17 protein-coding genes are annotated in these 17,670 nt (G+C 74.1%); 12 read left to right on the forward strand and 5 right to left on the reverse strand.

Annotated elements, in window-relative coordinates:
• The first annotated feature begins 39 nt into the window (after positions 1 to 39).
• Positions 40 to 1,362 (forward strand): phospholipase, encoded by a 1,323-nt coding sequence (locus tag ACFWI8_RS09505; RefSeq protein WP_387087702.1) that lies wholly within the window; start codon positions 40 to 42, stop codon positions 1,360 to 1,362.
• On the opposite strand, the gene ACFWI8_RS09510 is transcribed toward ACFWI8_RS09505, so the two are convergent.
• The 3 genes from ACFWI8_RS09510 to ACFWI8_RS09520 form a co-directional block, all read right to left on the reverse strand.
• A complete protein-coding gene (locus ACFWI8_RS09510; RefSeq protein ID WP_387087705.1) occupies positions 1,337 to 2,419 on the reverse strand; it encodes an LLM class flavin-dependent oxidoreductase in 1,083 nt (360 codons plus the stop codon). The genes ACFWI8_RS09505 and ACFWI8_RS09510 overlap by 26 nt on opposite strands.
• Before the next feature lie 233 nt (positions 2,420 to 2,652).
• Positions 2,653 to 3,450, reverse strand: coding sequence for a 4-hydroxy-tetrahydrodipicolinate reductase (gene dapB / locus ACFWI8_RS09515; RefSeq protein ID WP_387087708.1), 798 nt, complete (start codon positions 3,448 to 3,450; stop codon positions 2,653 to 2,655).
• Positions 3,447 to 3,971 (reverse strand): Lrp/AsnC family transcriptional regulator, encoded by a 525-nt coding sequence (locus ACFWI8_RS09520; protein WP_387087711.1) that lies wholly within the window; start codon positions 3,969 to 3,971, stop codon positions 3,447 to 3,449. The genes dapB and ACFWI8_RS09520 overlap by 4 nt, the downstream gene beginning before the upstream one ends.
• A 75-nt stretch (positions 3,972 to 4,046) precedes the next feature.
• On the opposite strand from ACFWI8_RS09520, the gene ACFWI8_RS09525 reads away from it, so the two are divergent.
• The 10 genes from ACFWI8_RS09525 (at position 4,047) to ACFWI8_RS09570 (ending at position 13,947) form a co-directional block, all read left to right on the forward strand.
• Complete coding sequence (locus ACFWI8_RS09525; protein WP_387087714.1) at positions 4,047 to 5,324, forward strand: APC family permease; 1,278 nt, start codon at positions 4,047 to 4,049, stop codon at positions 5,322 to 5,324.
• 318 nt (positions 5,325 to 5,642) lie between these two features.
• Entirely contained in the window at positions 5,643 to 5,831 is a 189-nt protein-coding gene (locus ACFWI8_RS09530) for a lysine biosynthesis protein LysW (protein ID WP_387087717.1), read from the forward strand.
• Positions 5,828 to 6,706 (forward strand): RimK family alpha-L-glutamate ligase, encoded by an 879-nt coding sequence (locus tag ACFWI8_RS09535; RefSeq protein WP_387087719.1) that lies wholly within the window; start codon positions 5,828 to 5,830, stop codon positions 6,704 to 6,706. Before ACFWI8_RS09530 ends, ACFWI8_RS09535 begins: the two co-directional genes overlap by 4 nt.
• A 36-nt stretch (positions 6,707 to 6,742) precedes the next feature.
• Positions 6,743 to 7,372, forward strand: coding sequence for a degT/DnrJ/EryC1/StrS aminotransferase (locus ACFWI8_RS09540; RefSeq protein WP_387087722.1), 630 nt, complete (start codon positions 6,743 to 6,745; stop codon positions 7,370 to 7,372).
• Positions 7,369 to 8,688 (forward strand): DegT/DnrJ/EryC1/StrS family aminotransferase, encoded by a 1,320-nt coding sequence (locus tag ACFWI8_RS09545; RefSeq protein WP_387087725.1) that lies wholly within the window; start codon positions 7,369 to 7,371, stop codon positions 8,686 to 8,688. Before ACFWI8_RS09540 ends, ACFWI8_RS09545 begins: the two co-directional genes overlap by 4 nt.
• Entirely contained in the window at positions 8,681 to 9,718 is a 1,038-nt protein-coding gene (gene argC / locus ACFWI8_RS09550; protein ID WP_387087728.1) for an N-acetyl-gamma-glutamyl-phosphate reductase, read from the forward strand. Before ACFWI8_RS09545 ends, argC begins: the two co-directional genes overlap by 8 nt.
• The gene (locus tag ACFWI8_RS09555) at positions 9,715 to 11,595 is read left to right on the forward strand and encodes a M20/M25/M40 family metallo-hydrolase (RefSeq protein WP_387087731.1); all 1,881 of its coding nucleotides are present in this window, start codon (positions 9,715 to 9,717) and stop codon (positions 11,593 to 11,595) included. The genes argC and ACFWI8_RS09555 overlap by 4 nt, the downstream gene beginning before the upstream one ends.
• On the forward strand, positions 11,592 to 12,389 hold the full coding sequence (locus tag ACFWI8_RS09560) for a 1-deoxy-D-xylulose-5-phosphate synthase N-terminal domain-containing protein (protein WP_387087734.1): 798 nt from the start codon (positions 11,592 to 11,594) through the stop codon (positions 12,387 to 12,389). Before ACFWI8_RS09555 ends, ACFWI8_RS09560 begins: the two co-directional genes overlap by 4 nt.
• On the forward strand, positions 12,386 to 13,303 hold the full coding sequence (locus ACFWI8_RS09565) for a transketolase (protein WP_387087737.1): 918 nt from the start codon (positions 12,386 to 12,388) through the stop codon (positions 13,301 to 13,303). The genes ACFWI8_RS09560 and ACFWI8_RS09565 overlap by 4 nt, the downstream gene beginning before the upstream one ends.
• A gap of 176 nt (positions 13,304 to 13,479) precedes the next feature.
• Positions 13,480 to 13,947 carry a hypothetical protein gene (locus ACFWI8_RS09570; protein WP_387087740.1) on the forward strand — a complete coding sequence of 156 codons (468 nt, stop codon included), beginning with the start codon at positions 13,480 to 13,482 and terminating at the stop codon, positions 13,945 to 13,947.
• Between the two features lie 15 nt (positions 13,948 to 13,962).
• Here ACFWI8_RS09570 and ACFWI8_RS09575 read toward each other — a convergent pair whose 3' ends face one another.
• The gene (locus ACFWI8_RS09575) at positions 13,963 to 15,453 is read right to left on the reverse strand and encodes a cryptochrome/photolyase family protein (protein ID WP_387087743.1); all 1,491 of its coding nucleotides are present in this window, start codon (positions 15,451 to 15,453) and stop codon (positions 13,963 to 13,965) included.
• A gap of 100 nt (positions 15,454 to 15,553) precedes the next feature.
• Entirely contained in the window at positions 15,554 to 16,735 is a 1,182-nt protein-coding gene (locus ACFWI8_RS09580) for a damage-control phosphatase ARMT1 family protein (RefSeq protein ID WP_387087747.1), read from the reverse strand.
• A 223-nt stretch (positions 16,736 to 16,958) separates the two neighbouring features.
• Between ACFWI8_RS09580 and ACFWI8_RS09585 the strand changes: the two genes are divergently transcribed.
• Entirely contained in the window at positions 16,959 to 17,648 is a 690-nt protein-coding gene (locus ACFWI8_RS09585; RefSeq protein WP_387087750.1) for a hypothetical protein, read from the forward strand.
• The last annotated feature ends 22 nt before the right edge of the window (positions 17,649 to 17,670 follow it).

Raw genomic sequence — 17,670 nt, forward strand, 5'->3', positions numbered from 1 at the left:
AGCCTGCACGGCAGTTCGAACTCAACGAGGAGTAGCCGCATGAGAAGACGAACCATGCTCGGGGCAGCCGGACTTGTCGCGTCGCTGCCGGGCGTCGTCGGCGCCGCGGGGCGGGCGACGGCGGCGGGGCGGGGCGGTGGGCGCGAGCTCCGGGCGATCGACGCCACGGTCATCGCGGAGGTGAGGCCGGAGGGCTACCAGGTCACGGGCCTCGCGGTCGAGTACGACGGGGTCGTCGACCTCGGCCGGGGCCGGGTGGCCACGAGCGCGTTCGAGGTCACGGTGACGCTCACGCGGCCGGGAGCGGAACCGCGGACCGGAGCTCGTACGGTCGTCCGCGCCTACACCAACGACGCCCCTGGGTTCACGGGACGGCAGCGTCCCGGCAGGTACGTGGTGCTCGAACTCGACCCGGACGACCCGCTCGCGCCCGGCGCCTACAACGAGACGTTCACCCGGTTCTACGACCTGACCGGGGCCTACCAGGTCCGGCAGGTCGAGAACCTCACGGCCCGGGTGCCCGCCAGGACCGACGCACCGGTCGTCAACTCCGGGGTGCGGAACGTGCTCGTCGACGACTACGCCGCCGCGACGTTCGAGGCCGAATCGGGCGTGACCGTGGACTACCGCTTCTTCACGCCCAGGGCACGGCCCGGGCGGCGGTATCCGCTGGTGGTGACCCTGCACGGCCACGGGGAGAGCGGGGCCGACAACTTCGCGCAGATCGCCGGGAACCAGATCTCCGTGGCGTTCGCCGACCCGGCGCGGCAGGCCCGGCACCCGGCCTTCGTCCTCTCCCCCCAGGCGCCCCAGGGGACACCGGGCAGCGGAGGGTGGTGGCGCCCCGACGTGCGGGCAGGAGTCCTGGAGTTGGTGCGGGCGACCATCGCCCGGAACCCGGCGATCGACCCGGGCCGGGTCTATCTGACCGGCCTCTCCATGGGCTCCTACGGTTCCTGGGCCCTGCTGCCCGAGCACCACGACCTCTTCACCGCCGCCGTCCTCGTGTGCGGCGCGGGCGACGAGGCGGCGGCCGTCGAGGCCCTCGGCGCGTTCCCGATCTGGGCCCTGCACTCCGCCGACGACGCCGTCGTGCCCTACGACGCCCCCGGCTCCGACTACCGGATCTTCCGGGCGCTGGAGGCCGCAGGACGCCCGACGACCTGGAGCGAGTGGGCCGGCACGGCGCCTGACCGGGTCCAGGAGGCGGCGGCCGCCGACGCCAGGGGCCGCGCGGAGGCGGCGGGCAGCAGGCACATCTTCACCACCTTCCCCGCCGGCACCACTCCCCTGTTCAGCCACGCCTCCTGGATACCCACCTACACCAACGACACCGTCATCGACTGGCTGTTCGCGCAGTGAGCAGGGGCAGCAACTGGTCGCCGAGGCGGGCTATCTCCTGCTTGTACGGGGTGTCGGACAGCACGAAGTGCGTGACGCCCAGCGCGCGGTAGTTCTCCAGCGCGGCCGCGACGTCGGCGGCGGAGCCGACCAGCCAGGTGGTCGCGGCTCCGCCGCCGCCGAACTTGCCGGGGGTGGTGTACAGGCAGGTGTCGAGGACCTCGCCGCGCTCGGCGAGGTCGAGGAGTCGCCGCTGGCCGACGGCCGTCCGGCGGTTTCCCGCCCAGGTGGCGCCCTCGAACGTGTTGCCGGCCATCCGGGCGACCTTCTCCTCGGCCGCGCGCCACGCCTCCTCGGTGGTGTCGCGCACCAGGGTGGTGATCCGCAGCCCGAACTCCAGCGGCCGGTGCCGGCGGCCGAGGCGTTCGCTCAACGTCCTGAGCCGGTCGACGCGTTCGGCGATGCCGTCCAGCGGCTCGCCCCAGAAGAGCTGGACGTCGGCCTCGGCCGCCGACACCTCCTCGGCGGCCGCGGAGGCGCCGCCGAAGTAGAGGGTGGGGTGCTTCCGCCCGCCGACCGCGTACGGGCGGGGCGCGACGGTGGAGTCGGTGACCTGGAAGTGCTCGCCGTGGAAGGTGACGCCCTCCTCGGTCCACAGCCGTCGCACCAGGTGCAGGAACTCCCTGGTGCGGGCGTACCGCTGTGCGGGGTCGACGTTGGTGTCGCCGTACGCGGCCGGGTTGTCGAGGCCGCTGACGATGTTGACCAGGACGCGGCCCCGGCTGAGTTGGTCGAGCGTGGCGGCGGCGCTGGCGAAGTTGGCGGGGTGCCAGTAGCCGGGGCGGACGGCGATCAGCGGCTTGAAGGTCGTGGTGCGGGCGGCGAGCGCCGTGGCGACGGTGAAGGTGTCGGGACGTCCCCAGCCGGTGCCGAGCAGGGCGCCGCCCCAGCCGTGTTCCTCCACGGCGTGGGCGAGTTCGGTGGAGTACTCGATCGATCCCCAGCCGGCGGTGGTGTCGTCGCCGCGGTGGCCCGGCTCGACGGTGTTGGGGATGTACCAGAGGAATTCCAGGCTCATCGTGCTGCTTTCGATCGCTGAGGGGGTGAGAGCGTCGGGCCGCGCCACGGGCGCGAGTGGCAGCACGCGAGGGTCAGGCGGGATCGCGTCTGGGTGAGCGGGTGGCGCGGCGCGGGGCTGATGGCCGCATCAACAGCGCGCGCTGGCCACGCGGACGAGGTCGACACAGCGCTCGCTGGTCAGGAGCGGGACCTCATACATGCGATCGAGTCTCGGTGTGATCGTTCGGATTGTCAACGAGGGTCGATCGCATCGAGGAGAAGGGCGTCGAGGCCCCTGGTGAGTCCGACGCGGCCGGGCACGGCGCGGATCGCGAGCAGAGTGCCGGCGACGTAGGGCGTGGGCGAGGAGCCGGCGTCGTGCCGGATCGTCAGGCGCTCGTCGGGCAGGCCGAACACGACTTCGGTGGACACCACGAAGCTCGGCACCCGCAGCGAGTGGACCTGAACGCGGCCGATGGTGGCGCCGCGCGCCTCGGGGTGGCCGTCCGACGGCGGCGTCTGGGCACGGTCCGTGGCGGAGAGCCGCTCGGCCAGCTCGCGGGCGGTGCCGCTTGGCGCGTCGCGCTTGCCCTCGGAGGCGTAGTCGATGACCTCGGCGTACGGCAGGTGGGGAGCGACGAGGAGGGCGGCGGCCTGTGCCAGGGCCGCGGTGATCGAGAAGTTGCCCGCGGCCACCACGCCGAGCCCGCGGGCGGTGGCCGTGGCGTCGATGGCGGCGTAGTCGGCGGTGGAGAGCCCGGAGGAGCCGACGACCACCGCGACGCCCGCGTCGAGCGCGGCGGACACGTGGGCTCCGACGGCCTCGTGCGAGGTGTAGTCCACCAGCACCTCGGCCCCGGGCAGGGCCTCGCTGACGGTGCCGGTCACGGGGACGCCGAGGGGTTCGCCGCCCCAGGCCGCGCCGAGGTCGGCGCCCGCGTGCGTGCGGCTCACGGCCGACACGAGCACCAGGTCAGGCGCGTCCAGCACGGCACGCGCCACCGCGCTGCCGGTCCAGCCCGTCGCTCCGGCGACACAGACCCGGATCACGGCGCCTCACCCGCTCCTTCTTCCAGTTCGTCCGCCGGCACGAGCGGGCGCCCGTCGACCGGCGAGGACAGCACGATGGACGTCGTCGTGGTGCCGACCGCCGCGAAGGCGAGCAGCAGTTCCTCCAGGTGCCGGGTGTCCCGCACCAGCACCTTGAAGATCCAGCAGTCCTCGCCGACGACGTGGTGGGCCTCGACGACCTCCGGCCTGGTCAGCACGCGGTCCAACGCCGGGCGGCTGGCCAGCGGTTGGAACGTGGCGAGCCGCACGAAGGCGCGCAGCCGGTACCCGAGGTGCTCGGGGTCCACGACCGCGGTGTAGCCGGTGACGACGCCGGCCTTCTCCAGGCGGCGCAGCCGCTCGGAGACTCCGGGCGGGCTCATGCCCACCTGGCGCGACAGCTCGGTGAGGGTGATCCGGCCCGACTCCTGGAGCAGCCTGACGAGCGCCCGGTCGACCGGGTCGAGCGTGGGCTGGGGCTCCCGCGAGACCGGGTTGTCGCTCTTAAGATTTTGAGGCATCATGCTCCCGGCTCTGTGTTTTACGAAGCTTAGCATCGCGTCTTTCTCATAAAAGAAAGCAGCCTGGGGGTTGGCTTGAGCGCGGCACGCATCGGTGTGAGTCAGGGCACGGCGCTGTACGTGGGTGCGATCCTGGGGGCGGGCATCCTGGCCCTGCCCTCCCTGGCCGCCCAGGAGGCGGGCCCGGCATCCGTCCTCGCCTGGGCGCTGCTGCTGCTGTTCTGCGTGCCGGTGGCGGCCAGCTTCGCGGCGATGAGCACCCACCATCCGGACGGCGGCGGCGTCGCGACGTTCGTGTCCAAGGCGTACGGCCACCGCGCGTCGGCCATGGTCGGGTACTGGTTCTACTTCGCGCTGCCCGCGGGCGCGCCCGTCACGGCGTACGTCGGGGGCCAGTACGTCGCGGACGCGGTGGGCGGCGGCCAGGGCGCGGCCCTGGGGTTCGCGGGCTGCCTGCTCGCGGCTGCGTTCGGCACCAACGCGGTGGGCCTGCGGGTCTCCGGGCGGGTCCAGCTGGTCCTCGTTGGCCTTCTCGGCCTGCTGCTGCTGACGGCCTGCCTGCTCGCCCTACCCGACGCCGACCCGGGCAACATGACGCCGTTCGCCCCGCACGGGCTGCTGGCCGTCGGACCGGCCGCCAGCCTGCTGTTCTTCTCGTTCGCCGGCTGGGAGGCCGTCACCCACCTCGCCGGGGAGTTCCGCAACCCGGCGCGGGACCTGCGTCTGGTCACCCTGCTCACGCTGGTGGTGATCGGCGTCCTCTACGTGGGTCTCGCGCTGACCTGCGTCCTGGTCCTCGGACCCGAACTGGCGGAGAGCGAGGTGCCGTTGAGCCTCCTGCTGGAGGCGGGGATCGGCGGCGCGGCCAACGCGTTCACCGCGACGCTCGCCGCGATGCTCACGCTCGGCACCATGAACGCCTACCTGGCCGGCGCCAGCAGGCTCGGCGCGGCGCTCGCCCGCGACGGCTCGCTCCCGGCCTGGATGGCCAAGGGCAACCTGCCAGGCGAGATCCCCCGGCGCAGCCTGGGCGTGCTCGCCGTGCTTTCGGTTCTGGTCTCGGCCGTCTCGCTGCTGGTCGGGGCCGATCTGGGCTCCGTCATGCTCGCCGCCTCGGCCTGCTTCATCGCCGTCACCGTGGCGGGTCTCGTCGCGGGCGTGAAGCTGCTGCCCAGCCGCCGGCCGGTGTGGTACGGCGCCATCCTGGCGGCGGCCGTGATGGGCGTGGTGCTGCTCTTCTCCGGGATCTTCCTGCTGGTCCCGGTCGCGCTCGCGGGCGGCGCCCTCTGGTACACCCGGCGGGGCGCCCGGCCGCTGCCCGCGGCCGAGAAGGCCACCGCCACCTCCGTGTGACGCGTTTTCGGCGCGTTTTCGACGGGCTTTCACGCCGTCGATCATTTCGGCATGCGAAAAAACGGATCGAATGCGCGGGTCGCGCTCACACGAATTTATTGTGGAAACAGACATGCGGCGAAGCCTTTCCGCAACACCACCTTATTGTTTCCCGACGGTAAAGGAGATTTTACCGTCTGACACCCGTGACACCAGGGGAGCAGACCCGTTACCGTTACTGGTGCGCGCGCAATGACCCTCGCGCGCCGCGCTTTCGCGTCATCAGCTCTCGTTAAAGCAGCTCATGGCACCGCCATGCGAAAATGGGGAGACGAGAAAATGACCACGAGCATTCCCGCTCCGCAGTGCCTGGTGTGCGACACGGATTTCACGGTCGCCGCCGACTGGGAAAAGGGAGAGATCATCGAGTGCTCCGGCTGCGGCCAGGAGCACGAGGTCACCGAACTCCGGGACGGCGCGGTCCGTGTCGAACTCGCGCCCGAGCTGGAAGAGGACTGGGGCGAGTGACCTCTCCGCAGATCCTGGTGTCCGCGACCATGCGGCGGCCCGAGGAGAAGGCGCTGCTCGACGTTCTCCTCGCGCGCGGTCTGCGGGCGGAGCTCGCTCTGCCCCACGACCTGGCGGCCGTGTTGTCCGGACGCCGGGAGCCGCCCGCCCTGGTGGTGGTCCGCAACCTCTCGCACGCCGAGGGCGCCGCCGTCGCGCGCCGTCTCGAGCACGCGGGCGTCCCGACCCTGAACACCTCGACCGCGATCGACGTCTGCAACGACAAGGGCCTCCAGGCCCTGCTCTTCGCCCGGCACGGGATACCGCACCCGGTCTCCCACCACGCCTTCAGCTTCGACCAGGTCCGCGAGACAGCCGCCGAGGTCGGCCACCCCGTGGTCGTCAAGCCGGTCAGCGGCTCCTGGGGTCGGGGCGTGACGCTGCTGCCCGACCGGGACAGCGTCGAGGCGTGGATCGGCGGCCGTGAGTCCGTCGACGCCACGGGCAAGGCGTTCCCTGTCCTGCTCCAGGAGTACGTGGCGAAGCCGGGGCACGACCTGCGGGTCGTGGTCGTCGGCCGGACCCCGGTGGTCGCCATCGAACGCGCCTCGGCCGACTGGCGCACCAACACCCACCTCGGCGCGCGGGTCACCAGGACCGACGTCACCGCCGAGATCTCCCAGCTGTGCCGGCGGACCGTCGAGGTCCTCGGCGACGGCTTCTACGGCGTCGACCTCCTGCGGGACACCGCCGACGGGCGGCTGAAGGTCCTCGAGGTCAACGCCAACCCCGAGTTCGCCCGTTCCTCGGCCGTCCACGGCGTGCCCATCGCCGACCACCTGGCCGACCACGTGGCCGAACTGGCCCACGAGGGCTCCGCGCGGGTCACCGCCTGAGACTTCCGCCGACCGTCCTGGACGGAGTAAGCCACCATGCCATCGTTCGACACCGCGCTCGTGCTCGCCCGCGCGCTGACCTCGGGCGTCGTCATGAGCATCGAGAAGAGCGACCGGGAACTGCCCGGCCTCGAACGCCTGCTGAGCAAGCAGACCGCCCGCCGCAGGGCCGTGCTCCTCAACAGCCGCACCGCCGCCGTACACGCCGCGCTCACCGGCCTCGGCGTCGGCCACGGGGACGAGATCACCCAGCCCGGGATCGACGCCCGCACCTCCGCGTTCCTCGACTGGCTCGGTGTCCGGGTGCGACCCGGCGGGCCGGCCACGTTCGACGAGATCGCGCTCGGCCCCGACACCGCGGGCGACCTCCGGGAGTGGGCCGCGCGGGTCACCGCCCCCGCGCTCGTCGTCGACCTCACGGGGCTCGGCTTCGGCCCGGCCGCCGCCGTCCTCACCGACGACGAGACCGTCTGGGCCCGCGCCGAGCGGCTGAAGATCTTCGGCGCCCACGACCTGCGCACCATGTGGACGCAGGAGGAGGCCGACCCGGAGCTGGTCCCCGGCGTCCAGTTCAACTACCGGCTGAGCCCGCTGGTCGCCGCCTGCGTGCGGATGGCCCTGACCCGCGCCGGCACGCCGCCCGTCACCTCTGGAGCCCCGCTGTGATAACCGACTTCCCCGACCTCCCGTTACCCCTGCCCCGGCCGGAGGACGTCACCGGCGAACTCGCCGCGCTGGGCGGCGAGCCGATGATCCCCCGGGAGGCGCGGCGCACGCCGTTCCCCGTCATCACCAAGGAGGACGTCTTCGGCCTGCTGCTCGCGCAGCGGCAGGCGCCGGAGAAGGTCGTCGCCGACTTCGCCGAGTCCTACCGGGCGTACGTCGGCGCGGCGCACGCCCTCCCCACCGCCAGCGGCACCGCCAGCCTCCACCTGGCGCTCGTCGGCGCCGGCGTACGCCCCGGCGACGAGGTCATCGTCCCCGCGTTCACCTTCATCGCCACCGCGCAGGCCGTCGTCGCCGCGCACGCCGTCCCCGTCTTCGTCGACATCGACCCCGACACCTACTGCATGGACCCGCGGGCGGCGGCCGCGGCGGTCACCGGCAGGACCCGCGCCGTGATGCCCGTACACGTCCACGGGCTGCCGGCGGACGTGCCCGCGCTGCGGGCCCTGTGCGAGCGCCACGGCCTCGCCCTGGTCGAGGACGCCTCGCACGCGCACTCCGCCCGGATCGGCGACGCCGTCGCCGGCTCGCTCGGCGACGCGGCGGGCCAGAGCCTGATGGCCGACAAGAACTTCCCGCTCGGCGGCGAGGGCGGCATCGCCTTCTTCGCCACCGCCGAGGCCCACCGGCGCGCCGTCGACTACCTGGAGCGGCACGGCATCGACTACCGCGTGTCGTGGATCGCGGCCGCCTTCGGCGCCAGCCAGCTCAGGCGCCTGCCGCACTACGACGCCATCCGGGCCCGCAACGCCGCCCTGCTCGCCGAGGCGCTCGACGCCACCGGCCTCTTCCGGCCGCCGCACGTGCCCGACGGGCACACGCACGCCTACAACATGTACCGGGTCACCCTCGTGCCGGAGGCCGTCGGCCTCGACGACCTCCCCGCGCACGCGGTGAAGGAGGCGGTGCACGAGCTGCTGGTCGCCGAGGGCGTGCCCGCCCGCGAGTGGCAGAACACCCCGATCCCGTGCCACCTCCCGTTCCGGCACCGGGCCGGCTTCGGCAACGGGTACCCGTTCACGCTCAACCCGGAGGCGGTCACCGACCACCGTCCCGAGGACTTCCCGGTCACCCTGCGGATGTTGGAGACCACCCTCGTGCTCTGCCGGGAGCTGCGCTCGCCCGTCGAGTACGAGCGGGTGCGGCGGTACGCCGACGCCTTCCACAAGGTCGCCCGCCGGCCGGACGCCATCCGCAAGCTCGTCGCCGACCGCGACTACCGGCGGCCGTACGAGAAGGCGGCCCGCCTTGGCTGACACACTCCTCCGCGCCGCCGTCGTCGGGGCCAGCGGCTACACCGGCGGCGAACTCGTCCGGCTGCTCCTGGACCACCCCGCCGCCGAGGTCACGTTCGCCTCCGCCGAGCGCCACGCCGGCGCCGCGCTCGGCGCGGTGCACCCCTGGCTGCGCAACCACCCGGCGGCCGGCCGGGTGACGCTGCGGCCGCTCGACGAACTCCCCGACGTGGACGTCGCGTTCTGCTGCCTGCCCGCCGGGCGGCTGCCCGCGGTCCTGCCCCGGGTGGCCGAGCGCGCCAAGCGGGTGCTCAACCTCGCCGGCGACTTCCGGCTGCGCGACGCGGACGAGATCCGCGCGCACTACCCGGCCTCCGCCGACAGCCCGTTCTCCTTCACCTACTACGTGCCCGAGCTGTCCGACGCGCCACCTGAGGGCCGCTTCGTCAACCTGCCGGGCTGCATGGCCGTCGCCTCGCTCTACGCCCTCCACCCGCTCTACGCCGGGGCGCTGGCCGAGCCGCGGGTCGTGGTCGACGCCAAAACCGGCTCCACGGGCGGCGGCCGCGACACCGCCGAGCACCCCGCAGAACGGTTCGGGAACTTCCGGGTGCACCGGCCGCACGGCCACCGTCACCTGCCGGAGATCCGCCGCGCCGTCGCCGAGTTCAGCGGCACCGACCTCGACCTGCAGTTCTCCACCTACAGCCTCGACGTGCCGCGCGGCATCGTGGTCACCGGCTACGCCCGGCTGCGGCCCGGCGTCACCGCCCTGGACGTCAAGCGCGCCTATGCCCGCGCGTACGCCGGCCGGCCGTTCGTGCGGGTGCAGTCGTCGCCCAGGACACCGCGGGACTTCCCGATGCTGAAGGCCGTCGTCGGCTCCAACGTCGCCGAGGTCGCCGCCAGCGTGCGGGACGACCGGGTGGTGGCGGTCGCGGCGCTCGACAACCTGGTCAAGGGCGCGGCGGGCCAGGCCGTCCAGGCGATGAACCTGCTCGCGGGCCTCGACGAGGGCGCCGGGCTGCCGTGGACGGCGGTGGCGCCATGAGGCCGCTGTACGTCGTCAAGGTGGGAAGCGCCACGCTGGACCGGGCCGCCATCCACGGCGAGCTGAGCGACCTCGTCGCGCGCGGCGCCCGGGTGCTGCTGGTCGCCGGCGGCGCCACCGGCATCGAGCGCCACTACCGCGCCCTCGGCAGGCCCATCCCCCGGCTGCGGCTGGCCGGCGGCGACTCGGTCCGCTACTGCCCGCCCGCCGAGCTGCCGCACATCATCGGCGCCTACCAGCAGGTGACACTGCCGCAGGTCGAGGCGGGCCTCGCCGCGCACGGACGCTCGGTGTTCACCGCCGTCGCCGCGCAGGGCGGCCTCGTCACCGGGCGGGCCAACAGGCCGCTGCGCGCGGTCTCGGCCGAGGGCCGCGCCAGCGTGGTCCGGGACCACCGGGCCGGCGTCCCGAGCGAGGTCGACACCGCACGGCTGCGGGTGCTGCTCGACGCCTACGACGTGGTGTGCCTGTCGCCCCCGGTGCGCGACGAGGCCGGCGGCGACACCCCTCTGAACACCCCGCTGAACGTGGACGCCGACATGCTGGCCGCGGCGCTCGCCGGCGCCCTCGGCGCCGACCACCTGCGCCTGGTCACCGGCACCGCTGGGCTGCTGCGCGACCCCGCCGACCCGGCGTCCACGCTGCGCGACCTGCACCCGGGCGAGGGCGCGGAGTTCGCGTCCGGCCGCATGCGGCAGAAGGTGCGGGCCGCCGAACAGGCCCTGGCCGGCAGCGCGGACGTGGCGATCACCGGACCGCACACGCTGGCCGACCGGCACGGCTGGACCCGGTTCTGGCGCGAGCCGCCGCCCGCCGAGGACCTGACGCTGCTCAGCCGCGCCGTCGCCGTCCCCGCCACCTCGGGCGACGAACGCGAGCTGGCCGACTACCTGCTCGACTGGTGCGGGCGGCGGGGCATCGACGCCCGCATCGACCAGGTCGGCAACCTCGTCGCCACCCGCGGCACGGGACCGCGCCGGCTGCTGCTGCTCGGCCACCTCGACACCGTGCCGTTCCACTGGCCGGTCAGCTGGCTGCCGGGCGACGAACTGTCAGGGCGGGGCAGCGTGGACGCCAAGTCCAGCCTCGCCGCGTTCCTCGAGGTGCTCGCCGCCGCCGACGTCCCCGAGGACGGCCAACTGCGGGTCGTCGGCGCCGTCGAGGAGGAGGTGTCCTCGTCCAGGGGCGCCTTCCACGCCCGCGACCACTACCCGGCGGACGCGGTCGTCGTCGGCGAGCCCAGCGGCGCGCGCAAGCTGACGCTCGGCTACTTCGGGCTGTTCAAGCTGCGGGTCACCGCGGCCGTGCCGAGCGGCCACTCGGCCGGCATGGGGGCGGTCACCGCCCCCGACGCGCTGGTCCGGGCCCTGGAGGAGATCCGCGACGACGTGCTCAAGGCGGCGCCCGAGGCGCTCGCCGCCGTCATCGACCTGTCGACCCACCCGGGCCGCGAGGTCAACCGGGCCGCGGGGGTGCTCAACTTCCGGGTCCCACCGGGCGCCGACCTCGACGAGCTCCGCGCCACCGCCCTCGCCCACCGGGCGCCGGACCTCGCCATCGACGTGCTGCGGGCCACCCCGGGCCACGTCGGCGGCCGGTCCACGCCCCTGACCAGGGCGTTCACCCGGGCGTTCGGCCGGGCCGACATCCGGCCCACGTTCGTCGTCAAGAAGGGCACCTCGGACATGAACACGCTCGCCACCACCTGGCGCGGCGTCCCCATGGTCGCCTACGGGCCCGGGGACTCCGCGCTCGACCACACGGACGCCGAACGGATCGGCGCCGCCGAGTACCGCACGGCACGCCGCGTGCTGGCCGACGCGGTCGCCACCTGGTTCGCCGTCACCGGCCGCACGGGAAGCGGGGGCACGCCATGACGCTCGTGGTGGAACACACCCAGCTGCTCGCCGAACGCGCCCTGCGGGCCCGCCGGCTGGTCGTCGACATGGCCGCCACCCCGACGGGCTGCCACCTCGGCGGCAGCCTGTCGGTGCTGGACATCCTCGTCGCCGCGCTCGACCGCGCCGCCCGCGACGACGGCACCCGGGTCGTGCTGAGCAAGGGCCACGCCGCGGCCGGCCTCTACGCGGCGCTGCACGTCAGCGGCGTGCTCGCCGAGGATCCCGCGCCGCACTACGGGCGGGCGGGGCACCCCTACACCGGCCACCCGGGGCCGAAGGTGCCCGGCGTGGTGTTCCCCACCGGCAGCCTCGGCCACGGCGTGCCGTACGCCGCCGGCTGGGCGATGGCCCGCCGGCTGTCCGGCGCGGCCGGCCTCGGCATCGCCGTCGCGGGCGACGGCGAACTGCAGGAGGGGCTGGTGTGGGAGGCCTGCCAGGTCGCCGCGGCCCGCCGGCTCGGCAACCTGGTCCTCGTCGTCGACCGCAACGGCGGCCAGAACGACGGTCTGGTCGCCGACATCTCGCCACTGCCGGACCTCACCGGCAGGTTCGCCGCCTTCGGCTTCGACACCGCCGAGGTCGACGGCCACGACCTGGGCGCCCTGGCGGCCGTGCTGGCCGACGACCGGTCGGGCGCCGAGCGGCCGCTGGCCGTGGTGGCCCACACGGTCAAAGGCAAGGGCGTGCCCGCGGTGGAGGGCAAGGCCGCCTCGCACTACGTGACGATCGACGCGGCCAGGGCCGCCAGGTGGAAGCGGGTGGTCAGGTGACGCTCTCCGGCAGGGACGCCTACCGCGCCACGCTCACCCGGATCGCCGAGACCGACGACCGCGTCCTGTGCTTCGAGGCCGACCTGGGCGGCCGCCGGCACCCCTTCGCGGAACGGCATCCGGACCGCTTCTTCAACCTCGGCATCGCCGAGGCCACGATGATCGACATGGCCGCCGGCCTGGCGGTCGCCGGCTACAAGCCGTTCGTCTCGACCTTCGCGCCGTTCGCGGCCCTGCGGGCGGCGGAGAGCCTGAAGCTGACCCTCGGCTACCTGGCGGCGGGCGTCACCGTCGTCGCGCCCTACGCCGGCGTCTCCGGCGCCTGGTTCGGGACCACCCACCACTGCCTGGAGGACCTGGCCGTGCTGCGCGCCATCCCCGGCGTCGTCGTCGCCGCCCCGCACGGCGAGGCCGAGATGCGCTCCGTCATCGAGTACGCCGCCGCGTCCGGCCGGCCGCACTACGTGCGGACCGGCCGCAACGCGGCCTACGAGAGCCTGCCGGGCACGGGCGACGGGCGGATCCCGCCGGTGGTCTGGGACCACCGCGGCCCGCCCGGGGCCACCTGCCTGGTGTCGGTCGGGGAGGAGGGCACCCGGCTGTGCGTGGCGGCCAGGGAACGCGATCCCGGCCTGGCGCACGCGCACCTGTGCTACCTCGACCACGAGCACCTGGCCGCGGCCGCCGCCGAACTCGCCCCGCTGCACCGGAGATTCGTGGTGGTCGAGGAGCACCGCCCGGCGGGCGGCGTGGCCGAGGCCCTGGCGCTGCTCCTCCCGGACCACGCGGTGACCGGCGTCAACGCCGGCCACTCCTGGCCCACCGAGGGCGGCGACCACGGCGAGGTCCTCGCCCGGCTCGGCCTCACCCTCCCCGCGGTCCTCGACGCCGCCAGCCGGCCCGCCTCGGCGTGAAAGCGCGGTGAAAGCGGCGACCGGCCTACTGGGTGCGGGCCGTTCGTCTTCTCCCCAGTCGACGCGGCGTACGGCCTCCAGGGGGAAATCCGCTCCGGGGCCGTCGCCGCGCGCCCCGGAGCGGGTGGGGCGGCCGCGGACTGGGCTCCCGGCCGATCCTGTGGTGTCCTGCTCCCGTGGCCGGTGTTCTCTCAGCTCTCATAGCGGTGTTCGGCACCCTGCTCGGCGTCGCCCTGACCCAGCGGTCCCAGCGTCAGGCGGCGGCGCGTGACCAGGCGTTCGAGGCCCGGCAGCAACTCCGCTCCGAACGCATGACCGTGTACAGCGACTTCGCGGGAGCGGTGACGGAGTTCAGGCGGGGCCAGCAGGACCGCTGGCACCGCGGGGACGAGGCCCCGGAAGGCCCCGCCGCGCACGAGACCCGCATCGAGGCGTACCGCCTTCGCGGCGTCGCCCTGCACGCGCTGTTCCGGGTGCAGCTCATCGCGAGCGGCCCACCGCTCGTCGACGCCGCCCGCCAGGCGTACGAACTGACGAGCGGGACCCACAAGGCGACCGACAAGACCGAGCTGAGCGGGCTGAGCGACCGGGCACGCGAGGCGCTGGAACACTTCGTGCGGCTCGCCTCCGCCGACGTGCGCTGACGGCTCCGCCGTGGGTCACGGCGCCCCGCCGGCGCGCCGTCGGTGTTCCTCCCGCACCGCGTCGAGGTCGGTGAGCCGGTCCAGGTTCGCGATCGTGCGGGCCATGCGGGGGGTGCCGGCGAGGCGGTCGCGGTGCCGGTCCAGGAAGGACCAGTAGCCGACGGTGTAGGGGCAGGCGTCGTCGCCGACCCGGACGTCGGGGCGGTAGGCGCAGGGGCCGCAGTAGTCACTCATCCGGTTCAGGTAGGCGCCGCCCGTGGTGTACGGCTTGGTGGTCATCCGGCCGCCGTCGGCGTACTGCGACATGCCGACGACGTTGGGCAGCATCACCCAGTCGTAGCCGTCGACGAAGCAGCGGTGAAACCAGTCGGTGACGGCGGCCGGGTCCCAGCCGCGCTGCAGGGCATGGCTGCCGAGCACCAGCAGGCGGGGGATGTGGTGGGTCCAGCCGACGTCCCGCACCTGGGCCAGGACGATGGCGAGGCAGCGGGCCGTCACCACGTCGGCGTCGAGCTCCGTGAACCAGTCGGGCAGCGGGGCGGTGTGGCCCAGCACGTTCTCCCGACGGTAGTCGGGGCCGAAGTGCCAGTAGAGGTGCCACACGTACTCGCGCCAGCCGGCGACCTGGCGCACATACCCCTCGACGCTGCGCAGCGGGGCGTCGCCGGCCCGCCAGGCGGCCTCGGCGGCGGCGACGCACTCGGCCGGGTCCAGCAGGCCGAGGTTGAGCGAGGAGGAGAGCAGGCTGTGGCTCATCACCGGGTCGTCGGCGAGCATCGCGTCCTCCTGCGGGCCGAAGCCGGCGAGCCGGTGCCGGACGAAGCGCCGCAGCGCCGCCCGGGCCTCGCGGCGGGTGGCGGGGAAGCGGCGCGGTCCGTCCCGGCCGACGAAGGAGACGTCGCCGGCGCGCTCCCAGCGGTCGAGGTCGGCGCGGACCTCGGCGTCGATGTCGTCCTCGCGCGGCCGGTAGGGGCCGGGGGCGTCCAGGGTGGCCGCGTCGGACGGCGGCGGTTCGCGGTTCTCGCGGTCGAGGTTCCAGCGCCCGCCGGCCGGCTCGTCGCCGTCCATCAGCAGGCCGAGGCGGCGGCGCACCCAGCGGTAGAAGTCCTCCTGGCGGAGGGCACGGGTCTCGGCCCAGGCGCGGAACTCCTCCTGGCCGACGAGGAAGCCGCGGGCGGGCAGCACGTCGACCCGGTCCAGCCGAGTGACGAGGGCCAGCGCGGCGTGCGAGGTGGGGTGGTGGACCGTCAGCCGGCCGAGGTCGGCGGCCTCGCGCAGGCCCTGGCGGTAGGTGTCGGCCCGCACGTAGCGCACCCGGTCGCCGAGTTCGGCCGCGCGGTGGCGCATCGCGGAGAGCACCAGGTGCGCCTTGGCCCGGTGGAACCGGCGGCGGCGGAGCACGGACCGCGCCTCGATCATCAGCAGCGGGCGCCCGCGGGGCAGGAAGTGCGGGCCGAGCTGGTCGCCGAAGAGCCAGTGGGCTTCCGGTGGGGTGGGTTCTGGCACGGCGGTTCCTCCCGGCGCTCGGCTCGCGGCGTCCGTGCCCGCGACGGACGCCAGGAGACACATGCCACCGGCGGCGGGGGCCGCGTGTGGGCCGTTCGGGTCAGGCGCCCCGGACCTGGACCAGGGCGTGGCTGCCGCTGACGCGCCAGCGGTCGCCCGTGGCGTCGAGCTCGGCGACCCGGTCGGCGGTCAGGCCCGTGATCACGTCGGACTTCAGGGTGCGCAGGGCGGCCACCGGGGTGGGGAAGTACGCCGTCAGCCGCTCGAAGGGGGTGGTGGGCGGCCACAGCCGGTCGCCCACCAACCGCCGGTAGTTCAGGTCCCCCTTCAGGATGGTCAGCGTGCACCCGGCCAGGTCCCGGCGGAGGTCGTCGGGCATCGCCGAGTAGGGCAGCGGGGCGCAGAAGAAGGGGTGGGCGGCGGGGCGGAGCCGCCCGGTCGCCATGGCCTGCCACAGCCGGTCGCCGACCTGGCCGGCGTGCCCCGGGGCGCGGGCCAGCCGGCGCAGCGCGTCGACGAGGTCGGCGAGGGTGGCGTCCGAGACGTAGTACGGCTGCGGCTTGAGGTGCAGGACCACGGTATGGGCGTGGCCGTGGCGCAGCAGGTGGTCGATGAGCACGAGGTCCGGGATGAGCTCACGCCCCGCGTTGTCGGCGATCACGGCGACGGTGCCGGGGGGCTCGGCGCCGAGCAGGGCCCACAGCCGGTCGGTGTCGTCGGCGACCAGGCCCGACGTCGACCGGGCGGACTCGGCGGCGGTGGTGAGGAACCCGAGGTCGGCACGGTTGCCCCAGAGGGCGGCCTGGATCAGCGCGGCGGCCTCGTCCGCCCGGGAAAGGCCGGGCAGGGTGTCGAGCGCGTGGAGCTCCTCGTCGACGGCCGCGCTGTGCAGCTCGGCCCGCTTGGCCGGGGCGAAGGGGTCGATGCCCTGCCAGGGCCCGGGGCCGAAGTAGTCCACGGCCTGCAGGAGGCGACGGTAGAAGTAGCTCTCCGCCCACAGGAACGACGCGTCGAACCAGGACCGGCCGACGTGCTCGGCCATGCGCCAGTGCCTCCACACCGCGTGGTCGTGCGCCTCGGGCGGCAGGGGCCGCACGACGCCCTCGGTGATCTCGCCCAACAGCGCGTCCAACGCGAGAAGTTGCGCCGGAGTGTAGGGATGCGCGTCGCGGACCTGCCGGATCAGCGCCGGATGCCGCGTCACCAGCACGTCCCGGGCGAAACTGCCGGGCTCGTCACAGCCGATGACCGGCGCGACGTCCTCGGGCGGGGTCTCCGTCACGATGCCCTCTCTCCGTCCCGATACCACTGCTCCCCCACGGACCGCACGGTACCGTCCGCGGCGCCCGGTCACCGGCCGCCATCAGCGGCAGCCGGCCGGGTTCGGGCGGCGAGACCGCGGCTCGGCGGGGCTTCGGGGCGTTCGCGACCGGGAACACTCGATCCAGACGGCGAGCTCGCTCGGACGGAACAACCATCGCTTGCACAGAGGGAACTCAGCACTCATGGCAGCACACAAGCACCGTTGGCGCTCTGCGATCGGCCCCGTCGTGGCCCTTGCCCTGACCCTTACCGCCTGCAACTCCGACGAGGAGCAGCCCCCGGACGACGCCGGCACGACCCAGGAGGAGACTCCGACCCGGGAGGAGACTCCGGAGGACGCCTCCGGCGGCGCGGCGACCGAGGACGAGGACCCCCCTCCCGCCGACGCGGGCGAGTCCACGGAGACCGCCGTCACGACCCACGCGCTGGGCGAGCCCTCAGGACCGAGGATGTTCCACGAGAACTCCTTCGGCGACGCCTGGGACTTCGACGTCACCGTGGAGCGGGTCGAGGGCGGCAGCTGGGACGACCTGGCGGGCACCGACCTCGTCGCGGAGGACCACCCGGGCTTCGACCCGCTCTACGTCCAGTTGTCCCTCACCAACGAGAGCGGCCCGTACGAGGGGCCCGATCCGACCGGCTCCCTCCTGGTCCAGGCCGACGACGGCGGGCCGTTCGAGCCGGAGAACGCCCTCTCGGCGGTAGGGCTGCCGGACTGGTGCGCCTCCCCCGGGGCGGACCGGGTGATCAGCATCGACGCCGGTGAGACGCAGACCATGTGCCAGGTCGTCCTGGTGGGCCACGGCGTCTCCCTCACCTCCGTCGACTGGCGGCACCGGCTCGGCGCCGAGCGCTGGCTGACCCAGTCCTGACCCACGCCGGCCTCGGCGCCCG

It is taken from the genome of Streptomyces sp. NPDC127098, assembly GCF_042722465.1.
GTDB classification, from domain to species: Bacteria; Actinomycetota; Actinomycetes; order Streptomycetales; family Streptomycetaceae; genus Streptomyces; species Streptomyces millisiae.